The sequence below is a fragment of the Candidatus Saccharimonadales bacterium genome, from assembly GCA_035697325.1.
Lineage (GTDB): Bacteria > Patescibacteriota > Saccharimonadia > Saccharimonadales > Saccharimonadaceae > JALRBM01.
This window is the reverse complement of record DASSDB010000002.1, coordinates 494,176-513,521: the sequence shown is the minus strand read 5'-3', so window position 1 is coordinate 513,521 and position 19,346 is coordinate 494,176. Positions and strand designations below refer to the sequence as shown.

Sequence of the window (19,346 nt, the reverse complement as noted above, 5' to 3'; positions counted from 1 at the left end):
CTACACGATACATGGACTATGGCTAAGCGGAGCCTTCGCCACACGATACGAAGTATGGATACTATCATTACGGTTGTGGCTATGCCAATTGCAATGCTGCTGCTGTTTGTGTATGTCTTCGGCGGCTCGTTTGGCCCGCAAACAGGCAATGTAAAATATGTCGACTTCGTGACGCCGACGATTATCATCATGACGGTGGTGAGTGGCATTTCTTATGCGGCGGTACGCCTAAGTATGGATATGCAGAGAGGGATTATTAACCGTTTTAAAACAATGCCGGTGGCGTCGTCTTCTATTTTAGGCGGTCATGCAGCTTCATCGACACTTTCTAACCTCTTTTCATCTCTCTTGGTGCTGCTTGTCGCTATTCTTATTGGCTTTCGCTCGGATGCCGGTATTATTGAGTGGCTGACATTTGCGGGCATTCTTATTCTCTTTACCCTTGCGACTACATGGCTCGCGATATTGTTCGGTCTTTTCGCCAAGACAATGGAAGGCGCAGGGGCATTTAGCTATATCCTCCTTTTATTGATCTTTATAAGTTCAGGCTTTACTCCGGTAGATAAAATGGAGCCTGCTCTTAGGTGGTTTGCTGAAAACCAGCCTATGACGCCCATTATTGAAACGCTGCGTTCGCTTTTGACCAGTGGAAGCACCGGAGATAGCGCCGGAGTTGCCCTGGCTTGGTGTGTAGGCTTGCTAGTGATATCGTACTTGCTTGCGCTTCGTGTTTACAAGCGTAAAACCGCATAACTCAAGCTTGGCTTTGTGGTTGGAGTGTACTGATTACTTCAGCGAGCTCTGAATACTTAGGTACAAAACCATATATCTGTTAATATGCTAAACTACTTTTATGACTTTTCCTCTATTCAGAAAAGTTGCCAAGGTTGTAAGCATTGTACTGCTCTGCCTAGGTGCAGTTGTCCTTATTCCATTCGAGCAGCGGTTGCTGGGTTATGGTATTTTGACAGTCGGAGCGGCAACGCTTTTTGCCACCCCCAGAGCATATGCGCGTGATATTGTGCTTATCTATCTTTCTATAGGTATTCTCGGTATCACACCTATTGATACTAGTATCACTTTGTCTCATATGCTACTTATGGGCGGTTTGTTAGCATGTGCGGTCGGTATACCGTTTTTAATAACTCGGTATGTGTATAAAGAAAAATCGATCGTTTATCCGTTGGGAAAACATACGTGGACAAGGGGTCATATTGGATATCTTCTATTTGCCTTCGTGCTTAGTTACCTTATTTTACCGTTTTGGATGCAGACGACAGGCGGATATACGCATTGGAATTTTGAAATTACGTTCGCCTCTTTGGGGCTACTATTTATAGGCACAAACAGCCTGGGTATTTGGGATGAGCTTTTTTTTGTCGTAACCGCCCTTGGGCTTATGCGACGTCATATGCCATTTTTTTGGGCAAATATGGCACAAGCCGTGATGTTTACTTCTTTCCTATACGAACTTGGGTTTCGTGGATGGGCACCATTCTTAATTTTTCCGTTTGCACTACTTCAAGGAATTGTATTCAAGAAAACCGAGAATCTTGTGTATGTTATTGCGATCCACTTGACGCTCGACCTTGTTCTGTACCTGGCCCTCATTAATGCACACCATCCAGATCTTATTCCAATTTTTATTACGAGGTAATATGAAGGACCCCTTGCTTCAAAAAGAATCGTACCTGTTATCTCGAGCGCAGCTGCCCGTACTCGGTATTGTCCTGCTTATTGCGCTAGTGTATGTGCTTCACACTATGTTTTCACTTACGTTTGTTGCGTGGCTTTTGTGGGGAGCTGTGGCTCTGGCGATTATGCTTACAAAGCTCCACAAGACTTCGCATGTCGGTCTAATGGCTGTCGGATTAGCACTGCTGCTTGCAACTCCTGTAGGAACATCTATCTCGTGGGGTCGTTTTTTTCTTATGGCAGGCGGTATGCTATTGGCAGTAATTGTACCGTACGCAATTTCCCGCTATTACTTTAAGCACTCGCTTGTTCATTTTAATTTGAACTTACGACGCAAATGGTCGTGGCTGGAAATAGCGTACGTTGTTGGTGCGGTAGTAAGTTGCATGCTGTGTATGCTTTTATATTTTTCTACAACTAATGCTCACGAAAACTGGTCAATGGCAACACCAAGTGATATAGCTGTCGTTTTCACATGCATTATGGTGATTGGAATTTGGGAGGAATTCTTCTTTATTGGTACGGTGTACGGCATATTACAGCGTGTTCTTCCATACGCTTGGGCGATAGTTTTACAAGCCATATTTTTTAGTGCCTTTTTATTTCAGATTGGATTTCGAGGATGGATTGTCCTATTAGTGTTTTTGTACGCAATGTTCCAAGCGTATGTGTTTCATAAAACAAAAACTCTGCTTGTGACTCTCGTTATACATATTTTGGTAGACTTTGCAGTGTTTGTTAATCTGTTTTTAGCTGCGCGAAATATGCTGTAGATCGTCTTTATCTCATGCCAGGAAATACAACGGCCACTATACTAACGCTTTTATAAAGTAATCGTAACCTGGCATTCGTACAGGAGTTATATTACTATTGTACGGAGGCGCCTTTAACTTTTACAAGGCGTTGAACCTACTACGAGAGATTGAGGTGAAGGATATGACTGCGCGTTTTGCGCGGATGCGGCGCTCGTTCGTCATCTTCATGACCGGATTGGCCATAGTGGCTGGCGGACTGTTCGCTACGAGTATTCCGGCTGCCGCCGCGGGGCCGACCTACCCTGTCATGAACACGTCCGAGTACCCGCCGGATGGCATCTACTTCCGCAACAGCCCCGACTGGAACGACACAAGCCGGGTGAGTGGCTGGGGTGTCTATGCTGGTCATCGTGTTCAGCTCCAGTGCTGGGCCCGCGGGACCAACGTGCCTCGCCGAGACGGCGGAAGCAACACCATCTGGTACAAAGCAAACAACACGAGCCGACCCACGGCTCCCGGCCCGCGATCCAACCAGGGGTGGATCAACGCCCACTTCGTCAACGATGGCACCGGCGCCAATCAAGTCGCTCCGGGTGTGCCGCCGTGTAACAGTTCGCAGCCCCTTCCGGGCGGCGGATCCCTGTACTACTCGCCGTACGACGGACCGAGCATCAAGGTGTACAAGAACCGCTGGCCTTTCGACCATGCCTACACTTGGGTGAACGCGCCTTCGCCGGCAACGGTCACCCTGGACCAGAAGATCTGGCAGCCCGGTTGCAACGCAAGCAACAGCGTTCCGCAAACACCGACCGCCAAGCGCATCACGACGCTGGCCGGCTGGAGCTCGGGTCGCAACGGACCGATCATGTATTTGTCGGCTCGGCCGCCCGGCTGGGAAAACGTCAATTTCGTTTTGCTGATCGACCCCGGCGACAAGGACGCCTACTACAGTGGTGCCTGCGACAACGCCTACCCGAACAAGTCGGCGATGCTGGCGGACTGGCTGGCGCGCGACAAGAGCCACGTGCTGATGGTCCTCGCCGGCGAGTACACCGCCGACTACCGCCACCCGGTGAACGGCTATGCCCACGCTGGTATCCAGAACAAGCTGTTTTCTGCCATTCGCGACTACCCGGTCATTGGCGGAAGGAACATCCGAAGCCAGGTCATCGTCTGCAACTACGACGGTGTCAACCACGAGGACATGTGGATGCGCTTCAAGAACAAGATGAACAGCACGAACCACACATCGTGCCCGGGCAACCCGAGCTCGTCTCCGTGGCACCCGTAACATCTCGCTTTGGCCACTCGCGGGCAAAAACCTGTGCGTAGTCGGCTCTCGTAGTACGAGTGTGGCCGCATAACATTGCGGCCACACTCGGAGAGAGACTGTATCATCCAGGCCCTAGGAAATATTGTAGCCTCTGAGCATTTTTAATTGCGTAGCCATGAAAGTCATTATTGAAATACACATAAATCCGGTTCACGCCAGGCGAAATGGTCTGAATATACTCGGCCAAATCCTTTAGCTGTTCATCCGAATACGAAGAAGCAAATAATTTTGTAGGGCCGTGCATGCGGATATACGCCACATTTGCCGTTACCTCGCGTACGCTCGGATAACGTGATGAATCTGCCGCAACCAGTGCTACATTATATTTTCGTAGCAATGCATATGTCTCCTCGGTAAACCAATAACGATTACGAAATTCTATTGCCAGGTCAAATGCAAAAGGGTGAGATCGAACTTTTTTTGTAAAAAATGCCAAAAATAATTTCAAACGCTCCAAATCAAACTTAAAGCTTGCCGGCAGTTGAATAAGCAGAGCTCCGATTTTGTTTTCGAGTACTTGAGTGGTATCTAAAATATAATCTACCTTCTCGCGGACATCGTCTGATATCCGCAACTTATTCGTATGAGTGATTTGTTTATTTAGCTTAATGGAAAACTTGTAACCCCCTCGTGTCATTTTGCTCCATGTTTTGTATGTCGGCTCACTCGCAACCCGATAAAATGAAGAATTATTCTCAACCGTATTAAAGAATCGCGCATGATAGGTTAGTTCATGATATCCGGTAATCTCCGGTGGATAAAATGTTCTCGTCCAGTCATTGTAATGCCATCCGGAGGTACCTATAAAAATTTCCGCTACCATACTTCTAGTTTAACAAGTTTTAATACGTTGCATTCAAGTCGCCGACTCTAGTAAACAGAGACCCTTGCGCTACTCACACGACCTAATAAAAATTTTATGAAAGCTGAAACAATCGCACCCAATCGGCTAGCTTCATTTGAGATGGTTTTATACCCTCGGGCAATCCAGCTTTTTGCCTCGGCGTGCGAGCGAATTTTCTAGGATCAGAAAAGCACACCTCGATAAACTGGCGGTACTTTACCATATCCTCGACCGGAAGGAGTGGTTCTGGCCGACGAATCAATTCGAGCAATACGGTGTCTACATTTGGATGCGGCCAAAAGTCCGACCGATTCAAACGTTTCCGTATCCGAGCAGCAAATAGAGGACCGACAATCATACCGAGCTGACCGGTAAACGCTTTCGAGTCGGGCAATAGCTTATTTGCAAACTGCTTTTGCACTATTAGATAGATCGCATCAGGCGGATAAGATGCTTCAGTGAGTTTGTGCACAATCGGCGAGCTAAGATGGAATGGAATATTTGCAAATACCTTATACGACTCGCGCGGCAGATCCATTGTCAAGAAATCGCCTTCATGCACAGTAACATTCGAATAACGTCTCATATTGTCGCGCAGTTTGACCGCCATACGTGGTTCATATTCTACAGCTACAACCCTTCCTGCTCGCGCCGCCAGCACTGAAGCTATTACACCGCTGCCAGCGCCTATGTCGTATACCGTATCCGTCTTTTTAATTGATGTATGACCAACGAGTTCTTTAATGAGCCGCGGGCTACGGAGAAAATATTGCGAATAATGTGCGAGCCGTTTCATGATTCTATTTTATCGTATTTATAATTTCTTAAATAAAATACCGCAGTCGGTGTGGCGCCATGCTCGAAAAATACGAGCGGCGCCACACCAGGCTGCGGTCGGTCAGCTCTTCATGCTGACATGCCAGAGCTGACCATCACGGATGTATACAACCTGATCCTCCCAGTTGCCCAGGAGCATGTCGGTCTTGACATCCTTGTCGTCCGCTCGCGTGACGTTCCCCGAGGTGGGGACGAACACAACGAGCTGACCGTCCCGAACAACCGTCGCCATCACTCCACGGGGGAGCAATGCCATGTTGAGTTCGGGACTTTCAGCGCCTCCCTCCCAAACGGTGTAGGAAGTACTGTATTGCCTGTCGAAGGTGAACTCCATCTTGCGATATTCACCCTTCGCGTCAATCACGATAACCGACACAAAACGAGGACCGGCTTTTGCTGCGACGACATGGAGACCGTCGAGCTCTCGAACACGGGTTTGCGCGCAAGCATCTGCACCGAATGGAGCAATCAAGTACGTCGCCCCCATCGTGTCGAGCACACCCACCCCATCGAACCATCGTGTCGAGTTGACCGATGTCTGCCATTGCTGGCCTACACCAAGGATTGGCCGCGCGAACTGCTTGAGCGTCAGCTCGGCCAGGCCCCTGTCGGTCACGGCAAACAAACGGTTTTGGTAGCGGACTAGGCCCCTTGCCTCCACGTTCACACTGAGCGACGTAGACACGAGGTTAATCTCATTGACAAAGCTGAATGCCGAACGCTTTCCAGGCTCAGCAATTACCCAGCCGCCATCCGCTTTGACAACCTCGCAGACCTCGGACGCGCTCTGCGATAGAGTACGCTGTGACGCCACATCGATCAGCTTGCCTGACTCCGTCTGCACCACACCGCAGTGGAACACGCGGGTGATGCCGTCACCGGGCACCTCGAACAGCCGCTTGTAATTGAGCGAACCCCTCGAGGTTGTCGCAATACGCGCCACCCTTGTGGTGCGAGCGGTACGACCAACGGTGGCATATGGAGAAGGCGGCGTGCTACGATCTCCCTGCTGGAAGACCGCTTCGTACCACCCCAGGAGCGGTCCGGGGATACAACTGAAGTCCCTCACAGCCTGATTCAGGCGAACGCCACGAGTAAACACCGAGACGTTGTTCTGCATGCGTCGCTCAAGCTCGTTGGGCTTGTAGCCGTCGAGCGACCCTTTGTACGGATGGATTCCCGCAAAAACCTGGAATGTCACCACTCCAAGCGCAAAGCGGTCCGACTCACGCCCGACTCCCTTTGAGTGCCAGTCACGGATGGATGGCATCATAGGAATGGTCGGCGGCCGATGGTTGCCCGCCAGCCAAGAATCGACATCGAGAACACGCGGATCCCTCTGCGATCCTTTCGAACCAACGGTCGTCCAGTTGAGCTCGTTGGGGTCCACCATGATCGCGCCGTGGCTGTGGGCAAACTCAAGCACCTTGAACATCCGATCCACCAGATGCAAAGCGCCTGAATTCCCAAAGCCAGTCCGCTTTCGGAAGTCGTTGGTGAAGACACGAGAGAGTGCCTCACCTCCATCAACGAAATCCATGTAGTAGCCGATGGGATTGCCTCGGTTGTCGAGAACCAATCCCCGCGGTGCGACGATGTCCGAATGCGTGAAACCAGCGAGTATGTCAAGCTTCTCGATCATCCCCTGCTGCCGCATTTTGTCCGAATCAGTATACAGCTTGATCACCGAGCCGGCAAGCCGGTAAACCGACGCTTCACCACCCGTTGCCAGGTGATCATTCGGGTTGAGCGAGACTCTCCCTCTACCCACCAGTTCGATGTCAATCCGACGGTTCAGTTTCATGACCTTCCGTCCTTACATGTCCGAAAGAATGACAGCATACGAGATGTCATCCATAGGCCCCTTGCCTTCCCGCTGCGCGTCCTTGACCGCGCGGATCATTCGCCGTTTGGCAAAATCACCCGCCGTCGTTTTGAACGCCAATAGCTGCGAAACGACATCTTGCCACTTCATCCCTTCAACTTGAGTAACACCGTCGGTGAAGACGGCCACTTTTTCCAGACCTCCAGAAAGCGGCAGGGTGATTCCCTGAATTCCCCTTCCGAGAGTATAACGAGTCGTATCCAGCTGACTCAACGAACCATCCGGAGTTCGCTCCCAAGAGGTATACGTCAGCTTGTCTTCATTGACGTCACCTCCGTGAGCCTTGATGAACTCCGCATAATTGTCGGCACTGTACGCCGGATAGAATGGAGTGTTGTTGTCCCATTCAAAACAACCCATCACCGTGTGCCCGCTTTCCTCCCATGCTACGACACCATCACCCTGGATATGGATAAATCCGCCCTCGGGTGAATAGCAGGCGTAGACACAGGTCGACAGCATATCGCGAGTGGCACACCCGAACGATTGCCGCACGGGCGCCAGGTTCACCTGTTGCTCGAGGTTGATGCGGGCTGGAGCAGTCCGCTCCAACGCATTGCCCACCGTATTCCAGTGCTTGACGATTGCCTGTGACGTCGTCAACGCCAAGGCTCGGGAGCCCACGTCGGTTTTACCGCCGGTAGAACACCCATCTGCCACGATGGCGTAGGCCGCACTCTCAGAAAGAGCCGCCGCCGTTGCGTAGTCTTGGCACGGCTTGCCTCCTTGCAGGTGTGCATGGCCAATCATGAAATACGAATCCGCGTACATTGCAAGACCTCCCGCAATTGAAAAGGAGGAGTAGTAGAGCAGCGGCATTATACCAGCTGCCCCACCACTCCTCAGTTGGGTGCGACCGTTCAGATGGTCGCGGAGATGGTCTGGGAAGGCCCACCCGTCCCGAGCGCGGCGCTCTGAGACGAGACCGACTGGCTGACGAACGTGGCGAGCTTCGCGAGCTTGCCGGGCGTTGCGTCACCCGCGTCGATGTACTGGTCGAGTCCCGCGTCGTTGCGGAACGTCTCCAGGTAGTCCCGGTACTGCGCGGCGTTGATGCCGATCAGCACCGTGAGGAGCGACTCCAGCCGCTCCTCGCCCTTGACCCTCCGGATCTGCTCGCGGATCTCCCGCGGCGTGGCGTCCGACATGTTGTCGTAGCCGTCGGTGATGACGAAGACGATCCCGTTCGCCAGGAAATCGTTCTCCATCAGCTCCCCGCCGTACTCCACCGTCGCGCCGATGGCGTCGAAAGTGGCGTCGTAGAGGGGCGTCAGCCCCTCCGGGACGAACTTCTGGTAGTCGGTGGGCTCGATCTCGCTGAGCGGCTTGAAGCCGTGCAGCTCGTTCACGCCCCCGATGTACGTCGAGAACGTGACGACCCGCACCAGCAGGTTGTCCGATCGCGGCGACTTCTTGCAGGACTCGATCGCGGTGAGCAGCATCTTGTGCAACTCGTCGGCGAACCCCGCAGTCGAACCCGTGACGTCGACCGCGATGGTGACGAGGGTGTACTCCGTGGCACCAAGCGAACCGATTCGTGCGGCCGTGAAGGTGAAGTTCGAACCACCCACCTGGTAGTTCTGCATTTCACCGTCGTTTTCCGCTGCCAGTCTCGGCATGATGACCCTTTCTCGAAAGGCGCAGTCTTTCAGGCTACGCCGTGTGGTTGTGGATCAGGACAGGAACTCGAGCGTGGTGGTCAGGACCATGCCCTTGCCCACCATCTCCTGGAGCCAGGCGTCCGCCATGGCCGGGAAGTCCGGACCGTTCGGCACCGCCGGGATCGGCGAGGACGCGTCGGTCAGGAAGTGGAACTTGCGGATCAGCTTCTCGTCGACCTCGTTGACCACCTGCTTCACCGTCTCCATCACGCAGTGCGTGAGGGCCTCACCGGAGAAGGCGATGATATCCGCCTCCTCCAGCACTTCCAGCAGCCGGGTGTTGAGACCGGTGCCGGGGTCGTTGGGCATGGGCACCTCGGCTTTGAGGGCGCCGTAGTGCTCCGTCCAGGGGTTGGTGCCCTTCGTCACGTAGTCAACCGTGGCGAAGTTCTTCGCCGCCCAGCGTTCGAGCGACGCCTTGAGATCGGCCTGCACGGCGTGGCCGTTGCTACCAATCAGGCAGTGAACCGCCCACACCATGAGCAAGTGACTCCCCTGCGCTTCCAGCGTCGAGGCGTACCTGATCATGTACTGCTTGATGGTCTCCCCGCCGAGGTCCGCCGGCTTGGCATTGGCGTACCGCGGCGTCCAGATGCCGGCCTTGATGTCGTCCGAGGTGATGGGCGTGAACGGGGGCGGCGGCGTCTTGCCGTCGGAAGCCACCCACATGGTGGGGTGACCGACGTCGACCAGCTGGTGGCTGTCGAGCGTCACGTGAATGCGGCTCAGCTTGTCACCGATGCGGTCGACCATCGCGGCCAACCGCACCATGTCCTCGTGGGCACCCGGCACCGGCAGAGCCGAGTCGGGGTAGTCCATGAAGTCGTACTGCGGGTCGATCACCACGAGCTGCACGTTGCGCGCCATGATGGCTACTCCTTGTTCGACAGTTTTGGATGTTAACGATCCGTAACAGATCGAGGTCTCCTTGAAGAGACAATGCTCACCAATATTGCTTCAGTGTGCGTCAAGCCCTGCTACTTGCGTACGATTATACTATAAAAACATATTTGAAAATAGTGCAACTATGCTATAACTAAGATTCCATAAAACATACGGATGCTGTTCTTTATTTCTATAGCCTGTATCATAAAGCTATGCACACTTACGAAAAACTTCGTTTAACGTATAAACCAGACCATATAGCGTGTCTACTCGTTGCCGAATCACCGCCACCACCTCCGTCTACCCAAAGCAGCCGGCAGTTCTATTACACAGATCGCATCAGAAAAGACGATAGGCTTTTTATTAATACCATCCGTGCGCTATACCCCGAAACACTCGAAATCCCGGAGCCCGCACTCGAAGAACAGAAAGAAAAATGGCTCCAGCGCTTCAAAGACGATGGATTTTATATGATCGAAGCACTTGAAGTATCACAGTCTCATAAAACTACGAAGCAAGAGCGTCAAGAAAAAATTGCCGAAGCTCTTCCCAGTCTCATAAAGCGTATTAAAAAACTCGCCAACCCAAAAACCAAAATCATCCTCATAAAATCAAACGTGTTCGATGTGGCCGCAGAGCCGCTCAAAAAAGCTGGTTTTACCGTGCTCAATACCGAACTTGTCGATTACCCAGGCCAGTTTAATCAGCGCGATTATCGAGAAAAAATCTCTCATCTTATTAAAAACGTCTGACCTTCATATGTACCTTGACTTATGCTGGACTTAAGTTTAGAGTATACATGGCCATTACTCGAAACTTCAGTGAGGAGTAGCATGTCCACGGAAACCACTCCCCCGGTGGGAGTCCTGCGACAAGCAAAGGAAATGCAAAAAGCCATCGGCCTTGAGCCGAGCATCGAACACGTGAAAGTCAATCGTTGGCGTATCACCTTTCGCAACGAGCGAGTGGCGGTAACGATCAATCCAACGCCCGCACCAATAATGATTCAACACGTCCGAGGTAGCCAATGATAGTCTTCAACTCCCCAAAAGGGTGGACAGGGCCAAAACAAATTAATAGCCATAAGGTTGAAGGCAACTTTCGATCACATCAAGTTCCTCTTCCGGTTGATGAGGCTCATCCAGAAAATGTCGCAGTCCTTGAACAGTGGCTTCAAAGCTACCGCCCCGACGAGCTATTTGATGCCAATGGCCAACTTAACCATGAATACAGCACATTTATTCCACCCGAAGGTCAAAGAATGGGAGAGAATATTCATGCAAATGGCGGCAATCTTCTGCGCGAACTCCATCTGCCAGACTTCAGAGACTACGAGGTCAAAATCGACTACCGAGGGGCGGCCAGTGAAGGTAACGTTCATGCTATCGGTCCTTACCTACGAGATGTTGTTGTGCTCAACAAAGCCAGTCGCAATTTTAAAATCTTCGGACCAGACGAGCTTATTTCCAATCGGCTCGAGTCCGTTCTTGAAGTTACAGACCGTAAGTGGTCAGCGCGTATTAAAGACGCGGATAAATCGCTTAGTATAGAAGGTACGGTCATGGATTCCATGCTCAGCGAGCATCAAGCGCAAGGTTGGCTTGAAGGGTACCTACTTACGGGACGACACGGCATATTTCATAGCTATAAAGCGTTTGTCCGTATTGTTGACTCGATGGTTAATCAGCACGCCAAGTGGGTCAAAATGGCTTCCGAGCTTTCATGGCGCGCTAAAATCCCATCACTGAACTACCTTCTGACTTCGCATGTCTGGCGACAAGACCATAACGGATTTACTCATCAAGATCCCGGTTTTATTGATCACTTAGTAAACAAGAAAGCTGACGTGGTTCGGATATACTTACCCCCGGATGCCAACTGCCTCTTGTCGGTAGTTGACCATTGCTTGCGAAGCCGTAATTATATTAACCTCACCATTACAGGCAAGCATAGTAGCCCACAGTGGCTCAGCATGGAGGAAGCGGCCCTTCACTGCGCACGAGGCATCTCTGTATGGGACTGGGCCAGCAACGATGATGGGGGCGATCCTGATGTTGTCATGGCGTGCGCCGGAGACGTTCCCACACTTGAGACCCTAGCAGCCGTCTCGATTCTTCGCTCACATATGCCAGAATTGAAAATCCGCGTCGTAAATGTAGTAGATCTCATGCGCCTACAGCCAACCAGCGAGCACCCACATGGCCTGAGCGATCCCGAGTATGATAGGCTATTTACTCGCGAAAAAGAGATTATCTTTGCATTTCATGGATACCCTTGGCTAATACATCGACTGACCTACCGACGTGCAAATCGTAATTTACACGTAAGGGGTTACGAGGAAGAAGGAACCATTACTACCGCTTTTGATATGACCGTCCTTAACGATCTCGACTGCTTTCATCTTGTACTTGATGTAATTGAACGCTTGGGGATTACCAATGAAAAAGCACAGCCGCTCAAACAACTCATGGAAACAAAGCTTCTCGAGCACCGCACTTACATAGTTACCCATGGAGTCGATATGCCCGAAATTCGTGACTGGAGATGGAATACGCAAGCATAAAATAAATCCCCCGACGAATGCCACAGGAGATTTATTTTAATTGATGCCTTACTTAGCAGCTTTTTCTTTTTGCTTGCGAGCTTTCGCCTCAAACTGACCGCGAATCTCAAACAAGAAATACCCGGCGACTGCCGCCCAAAGAAGCTCCCATACGAGTGCCAACAGGTTAAAGCTCAGTACATCTGAAATAACGATGGCCGCGACTTCAATAAGCAGCAGAATAAAAAGCAGCGTCCAGCCCTTCTTTTGCAAGGCCTTGAGGGGACTTATAGCCATACCTCCCAAGAGAATACAAACAATTCCTAAACACAGCGAAATAATAACCCCAACCAGCACCAAGCCACCTGCAACTGCCCCAACAGGTCCGGCAATTGCTGTAAGAAACGCACCTGCAAGCAGACTAAAGAACAGGATATTTACAACGGCTAAAGCCCCTAAGATAACTCCTATGAGCGTGAGCCACCATGCATTCACAGCCAACCATTCTTGTCCTTTTTTTGGAAGATGCGGTACAGATTTGTACCAGGATGCAATCGTTACTTCTAGTTTTCTCACAGACTCCATAATTTCCTCTCTTTTTTACTTATCCTTATAGTACGCTGAAGATCCGCGAGGAACAATAGACAGAATTATTATTTTTTAGATTTTTGCTTTAAATTGGGCCACATTCCCCATGATGCCCACCCGACAAGTATTGCCAAGGCTATTGAAAAGAGAACACTCCACCATCCTGGCGGTAAAGGTATTGTTGCACCGAGCATCCCGCTATTCGATATAGTGCCGACCATAAGGTTTTCCCAGAAGGTCAGTAGTATCCATAGTGCGGCCACTCCCCACCCTAGTAGCATACTAACAAAGCGAAAGAGTGGACTAAGCCGTAACGAAAGTAGGAAAGGCAACGACAAGACCTCGGTAACAACGAGTACCGCAGCAATGGTCTGGGCAGCGGCGATACCTCCTGGCACCCAAAGGCCAGAGATAACCGCTGGCAGATCTTCAAACGTAAATAGCTGGGTTACTGCCATCAGGGCAATAATGCCCGCAGCGAGGAGGCTGACCGCTTGAATATTTTTTGTCCGAGGTTTAGAAGGAGGGGTGGCTTGCGCGAAAAAGCTCATGCCTTTTAGTATACGTCAGGCCACCTCCAATGAAAAGTGTTGTTATTTTTGTTATTTCGCTTGCGCTTTTTCCTCTACTCCCGTATTGTACAAAGCAGCGAAGGTTACAAAAACAAACATACTCCAACAAAAAAATGTTGTGACTGATCGCTCTACGATATAACACCACAACTGTATTCACCTCCATAGGAGGTGTTTTACATTGACAAAAATATCATTTTTAATCCGCTTTTATGGATTTTTCGCTTCGCCACTTAGCGATCAAGGCATGATTTCCGCTTAAAAGCACGTCTGGTACTTTCATACCCTGAAATTCCTCAGGGCGAGTATACTGCGGAAACTCGAGTGTTTCTCCATCACTAAAGCTTTCTATTTCAGCGCTCATTTCTCCCCCAAGGACACCGGGTATAAGCCGAACGACACTATCAATCACTGTCATGGCCGGTAACTCTCCCCCAGTTAATACGTAGTCTCCAACGCTTACCTGTTCATCAACCAGGCTCACGATCCGCTCATCATACCCTTCGTAGCGCCCACAAATAAATATCAGGCCTCGGCTATCATCAGCCCATGTTTGAGCGAGTGATTGCTTCCACCGCTTTCCACGGGGGGTCATAAGAACTACTTTAGCGTTCGGATCGTACTCTTTGGCTTTTCCTACGGCTGCAAAAAGCGGCTCAGGTTTTAAAAGCATACCATCACCACCACCATAAGGCGTGTCGTCCACCTGTTTGCGGGGACCGATACCAAAGTCGCGGAGATTAACAAGCGAAAACTCGACCACTTGCTCTTTTTGCGCCTTCCACATCATCGAAGTAGTAAATACCCCTTCAAACATTTCAGGAAATAGCGTTATCACTTGGATTTTCTTCATTCTCTTTAGTGTAGCACCCCTGATAAATATTGACAACTACTTTAATTATGTTAAAATATATTCAGGCCACTACGATTGGAGACCGACATGGGAATTACCCGTGAAATGTTGGACGGCGCCATGCGGCGACGTGGAGAAGAAGGAGAGAAGATTCTCCGGATCGTCGCTCTAGGCGAAGGCCCCGCGCCCGACCAGCCGGAGCTGTTGCCTCGTTACGAGGCGGCTCAGGACATTGCGAGGCTCTACGTGAGCCTCATCGGCAAAATCCCGATCCTTTCCTACTTCAGGTACTTCCGGTTCGGCTGGAAGGCCACCACCTTCATGGAGAGCTACGACCTTCCCCAGAAGGAGGGATGACGGAGAAGTCCAGCTCAACGCCACCCAGGCGGCAAGCTGCACCCTGCTGAGCCTCTAGGCCTCCCGAGAATCGCTTTTAAAAGACACATTGTTGTCCGAAAGCCAGATTCTCGGGCAACAACCTTAGGTTTGAAATATTTCAAATTTGAGATTGCTGAATATTCTTAAAACCACGAAACCCGCCTATAAGGCGGATTCATTTCGTGGCACATATAAGCTCTCAACAAATAGTTGTTGCTCGCATAGAGCTTCTCTCGCAGTTCATGTAATCTTGAACTGTTTATGATTATATATCGAGATCGTCGAGTTCTGCAAGCTCTTTTCGTGTGTTTTTCGTAAGATTAGACTCGTTTTCCACATCTTCATCTGTAGAGTTTTTCACAGACTGGGTTGCGGAGTTATCAGATTGTACAGGCTCTGCTTCATAATTTTCACGGTCTTCATCATTATTGACGATTTTTAGGTTGTACCTGGCATCATTTTTGGTGCCAAATGCACGAAGCAACGTTCGAAGGCTTTGCGCAGTTACTCCCCGTTTACCAATTACTCGCCCCAAATCTTCGGGATTTACCGTGAGTGTAAGAAGCACCCCCTTCTCATCGATTTGACGCTCCACCACAACGTCGTCAGGATGATTCACAAGTGATTTTACGATATATTCCACAAATTGCTGATCTATTGTCGACATATGCCCTCCATTGCCGTAAGCGAAACTATCCACTAATATCGTATTCTCATTATACCACGCAGAAAACGTAAGTAGAAAACGGTCCCTATTCAGTTAAGACTTACTCCTTCCTATTTGTCATGGTAAAGTGAAGTGGCATCATTCGTTCGTAAAGAAAGCTGGTTAAAGACAGTGAATCATTTTACCGATGAAGACATCCTGGCGGCACTCCGACAACTTGCTGTTAGCCGGGATGGCGCCATTCGTGAAATCGATGACGTCACGGTACGTCGGGTTACCCCCGATGACAACAAGTGTGTCTACGTTCTTGCGGCTGAGCAGATTGAGGAGAATGGCCTCTCTCGTCCCCGGAGTATTTCTGTGACACTCCTCAAGATCATCCGTGCTACGAATCGGCTGGTAGAGCGGAAGCTACTCAAGCGAGACGATTCTATTGTTGGTGCATTTTGGGTGGTTATGGGCGATTAGCCCACCACCTGGTCGCGGGATGTAGGTACTGGGCCTACATCCCGCGAGATCCTACCATTGGTAACTTTAACAAATACTCATTAGTACTAATGCTTGTGTTGGTATTATTTTATGTCACAATATAGTTACGATCCAACCGTTTACTTGGGAGGAGTAACGCGTGACCGAGGACACGATCGACCAGTTAGTGCTGGAAGCGTTGCGTGCGGTGGCTGCCGATGGAATTTCGCGCACCATCGGAGGCATCCCTGTCCGGCTGGCCAGTCCCCAGGGACTTGACTGCGTATACATGCGTATTGCGAACTACTTGGAGACGAAGAATGTCGAGGTGAATCTCGACACACACGACTCCGTGGTTCAGCAGTACAAGGCTCTCCGTGACGCCATTCGTCGCCTCTCGAATGCCAACAAGGTGTTCATCAACGGCGAAGACCCGGACGAAGACTCGTACTGGGTGGCCACGGAATAACTCAAGCCCACCCATCCTAGTAGAACGGATCGTCCCCGCGACAGTAATCGCTGTCGCGGGGCTTTCCTTTTTAAGCTAATATGTTATAGAATTATTATACTCCTGCCGATAGAAAGAAGGTTGAGATGGGAAGAAATCGCAGAACACACGGACGTTCTCAGCAAGGAATGATCGCCCAGCCGGCAACTATGTCTCGCGCCTCCGATGTCGATGAAACATCGGAGAAGATGGAGAGAATAGCCGACCTGGTGCGAGAGAGCTCTTTGTTCGTAAGTGTTCCATACGGAACACGCGCACGCAAGCTCGCAGACGAAATGCTGGAGTTGTTCTTGGACTTCTCTCGAATCCCCCAGGATGAAGCCCCGACTGTCGAGATGCGGATATCCCGGCTATTCACACAGGCGATCATTGAACTGCGCCTTGGAAAGCTCGTGAGCAAAGCGGATATTCGTGACGCTCGTATGAAGGTGGAGGCTGCGTTTCACGAGATCAACTCTCGCGTATAGCTTCGGTTGGAAGTGCCCTCTCTTTTTAGAGAGGGTTTTCCATTTAAAATATCCCTCTTTGGTTAAGGGATATTTTAAATGGAAAACTAATTTTTATTCAGCGGATTCTTCAGACGCATCTGCCGCTTCAGCAGGAGCTTCTTCTTTTGGCTGATTCTTGCGAAGTTTTTCAGCGTTACGGATAGATTTCTGTTTGTCCGCACTTGGCTGTTTCACCCACTTAGGGAGTTTGACACCAGCATCCTTGAGGAGCTTCACGACACGAGGAGTTGGCTGCGCACCGTTATCAAGATATTTCTGGGCTTCTTCAACCTGGATTTTAGCCTCTTTAGAGTGAGGATTGTAGCTTCCTACGTAGGCCACAACACGGCCACTAGATGGGTGACGCTGAGCTTCTTGCACAGCGACGCGGTACACAGGGAATCCCTTGCGACCGATACGTTGCAAACGAATTGCGAGCATAAAATTAAAACTTCCTTTTCTTGTCTCTTTAGACTACTATCGTTCTTTGGTCAAGTTTACACTATTTCTCTTGTTTGGTCAATCTGTTTTAGAGGTACGTTTCTCGTAAGCCACGAGGGCTGCCCGAGCGGCATCTTGCTGAGCGTTCTGCTTACTTGGGCCTGTTCCCTTGCCCATTAGTTTGTCACCCACAAAAACCCCGAGCGTAAATACCTTATCGTGATCTGGCCCCACCTCTTCAAGCACTCGATACTGCGGCGTGTAGCCATCGATTCGCTGGGATACTTCTTGTAAATGCGATTTTGGATCGCGCCAACTACCTGAGGCCAAGATATCATCGAGCTTTGAAAGGATATGCTTATCAATGAAATCTGCCGCGTCTTTATACCCCCGTTCGAGGTAAATCGAACCGATTACCGCCTCGAATGCATTCGCTAAGATCTGCTGGCGAGCACGCGCACTACCGTTTTTTTCACCACGGCTCATACGAAGGAGCGATTCAAAACCAAGCTTATCGCCCGCATCACTAATACTTTCTGTTCGCACCAAAGAGGCACGCCAGCTCGTAAGTGTTCCCTCGGGCTCACTGTAATTACGAAAGAGATAGTCGGTCACGGCCAACTCTAAAACGGCGTCCCCCAAAAACTCAAGGCGCTCATTGTGCTCACTGACACTTTTTTTGTGCTCATTAACATAGCTGCGATGCGTGAGGGCTGTCACAAGCAACTCTATGTTTTTATATTCGAAACCAAGGTGTTCGCGTGCAAATTCCTGGTATGGCGCAACTTGCATTCCACTCATTTACAAATTCTCCTGTCGAATTTTTTTCATTGCGAGTAGCATTAATTTACCGATATCTTCATATTCGATTTGTTCTAGGGCGTCATGGAATTTAAACCATTTGATACCGTTCATCCACTCTTCTTTCTTAATTGCATCCGTGTCGCCTTTGGCGCGCACAAGATAGATTTGAGTAGTCATCAGTACAAGGCGATCGACCCGGCGGTAACGAAAATGGATTTTACCCAACCACCCGAGGACTTCTACGTCCTTAAGGCCAGCCTCTTCGCCAATTTCGCGACGGGCTGTCTGTTGAGCCGTTTCGCCTTCTTCAATATGACCTTTTGGAATCGTCCAGCGGTCTTTAGCATCTTGGATTAAGAGGATCTCTACTTCACCGGCCTTATTACGGCGAAAGACCACACCTCCAGCAGTCGGCTCACGAACAATTTCCTGAATCGACGGCTTGTGGCGGTTGAAGTACTTTTTAAAACGTTCAAACTTTGGATTTTGCACTTTCGGGCTCCCCTCCAATAAGTGTACGGTAGGCTGTTCCTAGCACACCGTTCACAAATTTGCTGGAGTTATCGGAACCAAACGCTTTGGCAAGCTCCACGGCTTCGTTGATCGCAACTTTTGGAGGAACGACATCGCCGAGCTTAAGAAGTTCGTAAAGACCCATGCGAAGCACCGCTCGATCGACCCGAGCGATCTGTTCGATAGGCCAGTCAGGCGCGATAGGGCGAATCTTGTCATCAAGATCTGCCTGATCGGCAATTATTCCCTTTACAAGCTCTTCTACGAACGTTTTATCGTCGATCATATCTTCATAACGAGCAAGATTACGCTCTAAGATTTCGTCTATCGAAACGGTACTATCTTCAGACTGGGTACGAAATTCGTACTCATATAAGCTCTGTAATGCAACGATACGTCCGAGGTGGCGGTTTGATGCCATAGGTTGGTTCTTTCTTGTTAATTAGGTTTTGCTAACAATACGACAACTATTTTGCGTCGGGTTTTGCTGCTTTGCCGTTCTGTCGCTTGGTCGTGCGTGCTTTTACAGGTGATTTACCGTTCACGCGACGAGCCAACTTCAAGAGAAGATGACTGCGGCGCAGACCGGTTTTGCGCGGACTACTCTGCTTTTTAGGTTGAGCCATGAA

Annotated in this window: 26 protein-coding genes; 10 read left to right on the top strand and 16 right to left on the bottom strand. The window is 50.2% G+C overall.

The genetic code is table 11. The features are described 5' to 3' along the window. The first annotated feature begins 18 nt into the window (after window positions 1-18). From VFH06_03285 to VFH06_03275, 3 genes are all read left to right on the top strand, one after another. On the top strand, window positions 19-753 hold the full coding sequence (locus tag VFH06_03285) for an ABC transporter permease (GenBank protein HET6747101.1): 735 nt from the start codon (window positions 19-21) through the stop codon (window positions 751-753). A gap of 100 nt (window positions 754-853) precedes the next feature. Beyond that, window positions 854-1,657 carry a CPBP family glutamic-type intramembrane protease gene (locus tag VFH06_03280; protein HET6747100.1) on the top strand — a complete coding sequence of 268 codons (804 nt, stop codon included), beginning with the start codon at window positions 854-856 and terminating at the stop codon, window positions 1,655-1,657. 1 nt (window position 1,658) lies between these two features. Next, entirely contained in the window at window positions 1,659-2,468 is an 810-nt protein-coding gene (locus tag VFH06_03275) for a type II CAAX endopeptidase family protein (GenBank protein HET6747099.1), read from the top strand. 139 nt (window positions 2,469-2,607) lie between these two features. Here the strand turns inward: VFH06_03275 and VFH06_03270 are convergent, their stop codons facing one another. The 7 genes from VFH06_03270 to VFH06_03240 all read right to left on the bottom strand — a co-directional run bounded on the left by VFH06_03270 (window position 2,608) and on the right by VFH06_03240 (window position 9,877). Next, window positions 2,608-3,735, bottom strand: a complete 1,128-nt coding sequence (locus tag VFH06_03270; GenBank protein ID HET6747098.1) for a hypothetical protein — start codon at window positions 3,733-3,735, stop codon at window positions 2,608-2,610. Between the two features lie 109 nt (window positions 3,736-3,844). Beyond that, complete coding sequence (locus VFH06_03265; GenBank protein ID HET6747097.1) at window positions 3,845-4,606, bottom strand: DUF72 domain-containing protein; 762 nt, start codon at window positions 4,604-4,606, stop codon at window positions 3,845-3,847. Window positions 4,607-4,700: 94 nt separating this feature from the next. Further along, window positions 4,701-5,423 (bottom strand): rRNA adenine dimethyltransferase family protein, encoded by a 723-nt coding sequence (locus VFH06_03260; protein ID HET6747096.1) that lies wholly within the window; start codon window positions 5,421-5,423, stop codon window positions 4,701-4,703. A 102-nt stretch (window positions 5,424-5,525) separates the two neighbouring features. Beyond that, window positions 5,526-6,737: a hypothetical protein gene (locus VFH06_03255; protein ID HET6747095.1), complete on the bottom strand. Its 1,212-nt coding sequence runs from the start codon at window positions 6,735-6,737 to the stop codon at window positions 5,526-5,528. Window positions 6,738-7,280: 543 nt separating this feature from the next. Then, window positions 7,281-8,120, bottom strand: coding sequence for a protein phosphatase 2C domain-containing protein (locus VFH06_03250; protein ID HET6747094.1), 840 nt, complete (start codon window positions 8,118-8,120; stop codon window positions 7,281-7,283). Between the two features lie 89 nt (window positions 8,121-8,209). Next, on the bottom strand, window positions 8,210-8,968 hold the full coding sequence (locus VFH06_03245; protein ID HET6747093.1) for a hypothetical protein: 759 nt from the start codon (window positions 8,966-8,968) through the stop codon (window positions 8,210-8,212). Window positions 8,969-9,022: 54 nt separating this feature from the next. Next, window positions 9,023-9,877 carry a hypothetical protein gene (locus VFH06_03240; GenBank protein ID HET6747092.1) on the bottom strand — a complete coding sequence of 285 codons (855 nt, stop codon included), beginning with the start codon at window positions 9,875-9,877 and terminating at the stop codon, window positions 9,023-9,025. 230 nt (window positions 9,878-10,107) lie between these two features. Here VFH06_03240 and VFH06_03235 point away from each other — a divergent pair, with 230 nt between their 5' ends. The 3 genes from VFH06_03235 to VFH06_03225 all read left to right on the top strand — a co-directional run bounded on the left by VFH06_03235 (window position 10,108) and on the right by VFH06_03225 (window position 12,458). Continuing rightward, on the top strand, window positions 10,108-10,647 hold the full coding sequence (locus VFH06_03235; GenBank protein ID HET6747091.1) for a hypothetical protein: 540 nt from the start codon (window positions 10,108-10,110) through the stop codon (window positions 10,645-10,647). A gap of 81 nt (window positions 10,648-10,728) precedes the next feature. Then, entirely contained in the window at window positions 10,729-10,926 is a 198-nt protein-coding gene (locus VFH06_03230; protein HET6747090.1) for a hypothetical protein, read from the top strand. Continuing rightward, entirely contained in the window at window positions 10,923-12,458 is a 1,536-nt protein-coding gene (locus VFH06_03225) for a phosphoketolase family protein (GenBank protein HET6747089.1), read from the top strand. Before VFH06_03230 ends, VFH06_03225 begins: the two co-directional genes overlap by 4 nt. 48 nt (window positions 12,459-12,506) lie before the next feature. Here VFH06_03225 and VFH06_03220 read toward each other — a convergent pair whose 3' ends face one another. The 3 genes from VFH06_03220 to trmD form a co-directional block, all read right to left on the bottom strand. Next, the gene (locus tag VFH06_03220) at window positions 12,507-13,022 is read right to left on the bottom strand and encodes a hypothetical protein (GenBank protein ID HET6747088.1); all 516 of its coding nucleotides are present in this window, start codon (window positions 13,020-13,022) and stop codon (window positions 12,507-12,509) included. Window positions 13,023-13,090: 68 nt separating this feature from the next. Next, on the bottom strand, window positions 13,091-13,576 hold the full coding sequence (locus VFH06_03215; GenBank protein ID HET6747087.1) for a hypothetical protein: 486 nt from the start codon (window positions 13,574-13,576) through the stop codon (window positions 13,091-13,093). A 220-nt stretch (window positions 13,577-13,796) separates the two neighbouring features. Further along, window positions 13,797-14,450, bottom strand: coding sequence for a tRNA (guanosine(37)-N1)-methyltransferase TrmD (gene trmD, locus VFH06_03210; GenBank protein ID HET6747086.1), 654 nt, complete (start codon window positions 14,448-14,450; stop codon window positions 13,797-13,799). Between the two features lie 105 nt (window positions 14,451-14,555). Between trmD and VFH06_03205 the strand changes: the two genes are divergently transcribed. After that, window positions 14,556-14,807 (top strand): hypothetical protein, encoded by a 252-nt coding sequence (locus tag VFH06_03205; GenBank protein HET6747085.1) that lies wholly within the window; start codon window positions 14,556-14,558, stop codon window positions 14,805-14,807. Window positions 14,808-15,093: 286 nt separating this feature from the next. Here VFH06_03205 and VFH06_03200 read toward each other — a convergent pair whose 3' ends face one another. After that, window positions 15,094-15,495, bottom strand: a complete 402-nt coding sequence (locus tag VFH06_03200) for a KH domain-containing protein (GenBank protein ID HET6747084.1) — start codon at window positions 15,493-15,495, stop codon at window positions 15,094-15,096. A 132-nt stretch (window positions 15,496-15,627) separates the two neighbouring features. Here VFH06_03200 and VFH06_03195 point away from each other — a divergent pair, with 132 nt between their 5' ends. The 3 genes from VFH06_03195 to VFH06_03185 all read left to right on the top strand — a co-directional run bounded on the left by VFH06_03195 (window position 15,628) and on the right by VFH06_03185 (window position 16,938). Further along, entirely contained in the window at window positions 15,628-15,963 is a 336-nt protein-coding gene (locus tag VFH06_03195; GenBank protein ID HET6747083.1) for a hypothetical protein, read from the top strand. Window positions 15,964-16,123: 160 nt separating this feature from the next. Continuing rightward, a complete protein-coding gene (locus VFH06_03190) occupies window positions 16,124-16,432 on the top strand; it encodes a hypothetical protein (protein ID HET6747082.1) in 309 nt (102 codons plus the stop codon). A gap of 125 nt (window positions 16,433-16,557) precedes the next feature. Beyond that, window positions 16,558-16,938 carry a hypothetical protein gene (locus VFH06_03185; GenBank protein HET6747081.1) on the top strand — a complete coding sequence of 127 codons (381 nt, stop codon included), beginning with the start codon at window positions 16,558-16,560 and terminating at the stop codon, window positions 16,936-16,938. A gap of 93 nt (window positions 16,939-17,031) precedes the next feature. Here VFH06_03185 and rpsP read toward each other — a convergent pair whose 3' ends face one another. The 5 genes from rpsP to VFH06_03160 all read right to left on the bottom strand — a co-directional run bounded on the left by rpsP (window position 17,032) and on the right by VFH06_03160 (window position 19,343). After that, complete coding sequence (rpsP, locus tag VFH06_03180) at window positions 17,032-17,400, bottom strand: 30S ribosomal protein S16 (protein HET6747080.1); 369 nt, start codon at window positions 17,398-17,400, stop codon at window positions 17,032-17,034. A gap of 78 nt (window positions 17,401-17,478) precedes the next feature. Then, entirely contained in the window at window positions 17,479-18,201 is a 723-nt protein-coding gene (gene rnc, locus VFH06_03175) for a ribonuclease III (protein ID HET6747079.1), read from the bottom strand. Continuing rightward, window positions 18,202-18,696: an NUDIX domain-containing protein gene (locus VFH06_03170; GenBank protein HET6747078.1), complete on the bottom strand. Its 495-nt coding sequence runs from the start codon at window positions 18,694-18,696 to the stop codon at window positions 18,202-18,204. Next, complete coding sequence (gene nusB / locus VFH06_03165; protein HET6747077.1) at window positions 18,677-19,138, bottom strand: transcription antitermination factor NusB; 462 nt, start codon at window positions 19,136-19,138, stop codon at window positions 18,677-18,679. The genes VFH06_03170 and nusB overlap by 20 nt, the downstream gene beginning before the upstream one ends. 46 nt (window positions 19,139-19,184) lie before the next feature. After that, entirely contained in the window at window positions 19,185-19,343 is a 159-nt protein-coding gene (locus tag VFH06_03160; protein ID HET6747076.1) for a hypothetical protein, read from the bottom strand. Window positions 19,344-19,346: the final 3 nt, after the last annotated feature.

What these genes read in the sequence shown, in the direction of transcription:
- VFH06_03285 (HET6747101.1), top strand. Translation starts at nt 19, where the DNA reads ATGGCTAAGCGGAGCCTTCGCCACACGATACGAAGTATGGATACTATC.
- VFH06_03280 (HET6747100.1), top strand. Translation starts at nt 854, where the DNA reads ATGACTTTTCCTCTATTCAGAAAAGTTGCCAAGGTTGTAAGCATTGTA.
- VFH06_03275 (HET6747099.1), top strand. Translation starts at nt 1,659, where the DNA reads ATGAAGGACCCCTTGCTTCAAAAAGAATCGTACCTGTTATCTCGAGCG.
- VFH06_03265 (HET6747097.1), bottom strand. Translation starts at nt 4,606, where the DNA reads ATGGTAGCGGAAATTTTTATAGGTACCTCCGGATGGCATTACAATGAC.
- VFH06_03260 (HET6747096.1), bottom strand. Translation starts at nt 5,423, where the DNA reads ATGAAACGGCTCGCACATTATTCGCAATATTTTCTCCGTAGCCCGCGG.
- VFH06_03255 (HET6747095.1), bottom strand. Translation starts at nt 6,737, where the DNA reads ATGATGCCATCCATCCGTGACTGGCACTCAAAGGGAGTCGGGCGTGAG.
- VFH06_03250 (HET6747094.1), bottom strand. Translation starts at nt 8,120, where the DNA reads ATGTACGCGGATTCGTATTTCATGATTGGCCATGCACACCTGCAAGGA.
- VFH06_03245 (HET6747093.1), bottom strand. Translation starts at nt 8,968, where the DNA reads ATGCCGAGACTGGCAGCGGAAAACGACGGTGAAATGCAGAACTACCAG.
- VFH06_03240 (HET6747092.1), bottom strand. Translation starts at nt 9,877, where the DNA reads ATGGCGCGCAACGTGCAGCTCGTGGTGATCGACCCGCAGTACGACTTC.
- VFH06_03235 (HET6747091.1), top strand. Translation starts at nt 10,108, where the DNA reads ATGCACACTTACGAAAAACTTCGTTTAACGTATAAACCAGACCATATA.
- VFH06_03230 (HET6747090.1), top strand. Translation starts at nt 10,729, where the DNA reads ATGTCCACGGAAACCACTCCCCCGGTGGGAGTCCTGCGACAAGCAAAG.
- VFH06_03225 (HET6747089.1), top strand. Translation starts at nt 10,923, where the DNA reads ATGATAGTCTTCAACTCCCCAAAAGGGTGGACAGGGCCAAAACAAATT.
- VFH06_03220 (HET6747088.1), bottom strand. Translation starts at nt 13,022, where the DNA reads ATGGAGTCTGTGAGAAAACTAGAAGTAACGATTGCATCCTGGTACAAA.
- VFH06_03215 (HET6747087.1), bottom strand. Translation starts at nt 13,576, where the DNA reads ATGAGCTTTTTCGCGCAAGCCACCCCTCCTTCTAAACCTCGGACAAAA.
- trmD (HET6747086.1), bottom strand. Translation starts at nt 14,450, where the DNA reads ATGAAGAAAATCCAAGTGATAACGCTATTTCCTGAAATGTTTGAAGGG.
- VFH06_03205 (HET6747085.1), top strand. Translation starts at nt 14,556, where the DNA reads ATGTTGGACGGCGCCATGCGGCGACGTGGAGAAGAAGGAGAGAAGATT.
- VFH06_03200 (HET6747084.1), bottom strand. Translation starts at nt 15,495, where the DNA reads ATGTCGACAATAGATCAGCAATTTGTGGAATATATCGTAAAATCACTT.
- VFH06_03185 (HET6747081.1), top strand. Translation starts at nt 16,558, where the DNA reads ATGGGAAGAAATCGCAGAACACACGGACGTTCTCAGCAAGGAATGATC.
- rpsP (HET6747080.1), bottom strand. Translation starts at nt 17,400, where the DNA reads ATGCTCGCAATTCGTTTGCAACGTATCGGTCGCAAGGGATTCCCTGTG.
- rnc (HET6747079.1), bottom strand. Translation starts at nt 18,201, where the DNA reads ATGAGTGGAATGCAAGTTGCGCCATACCAGGAATTTGCACGCGAACAC.
- nusB (HET6747077.1), bottom strand. Translation starts at nt 19,138, where the DNA reads ATGGCATCAAACCGCCACCTCGGACGTATCGTTGCATTACAGAGCTTA.
- VFH06_03160 (HET6747076.1), bottom strand. Translation starts at nt 19,343, where the DNA reads ATGGCTCAACCTAAAAAGCAGAGTAGTCCGCGCAAAACCGGTCTGCGC.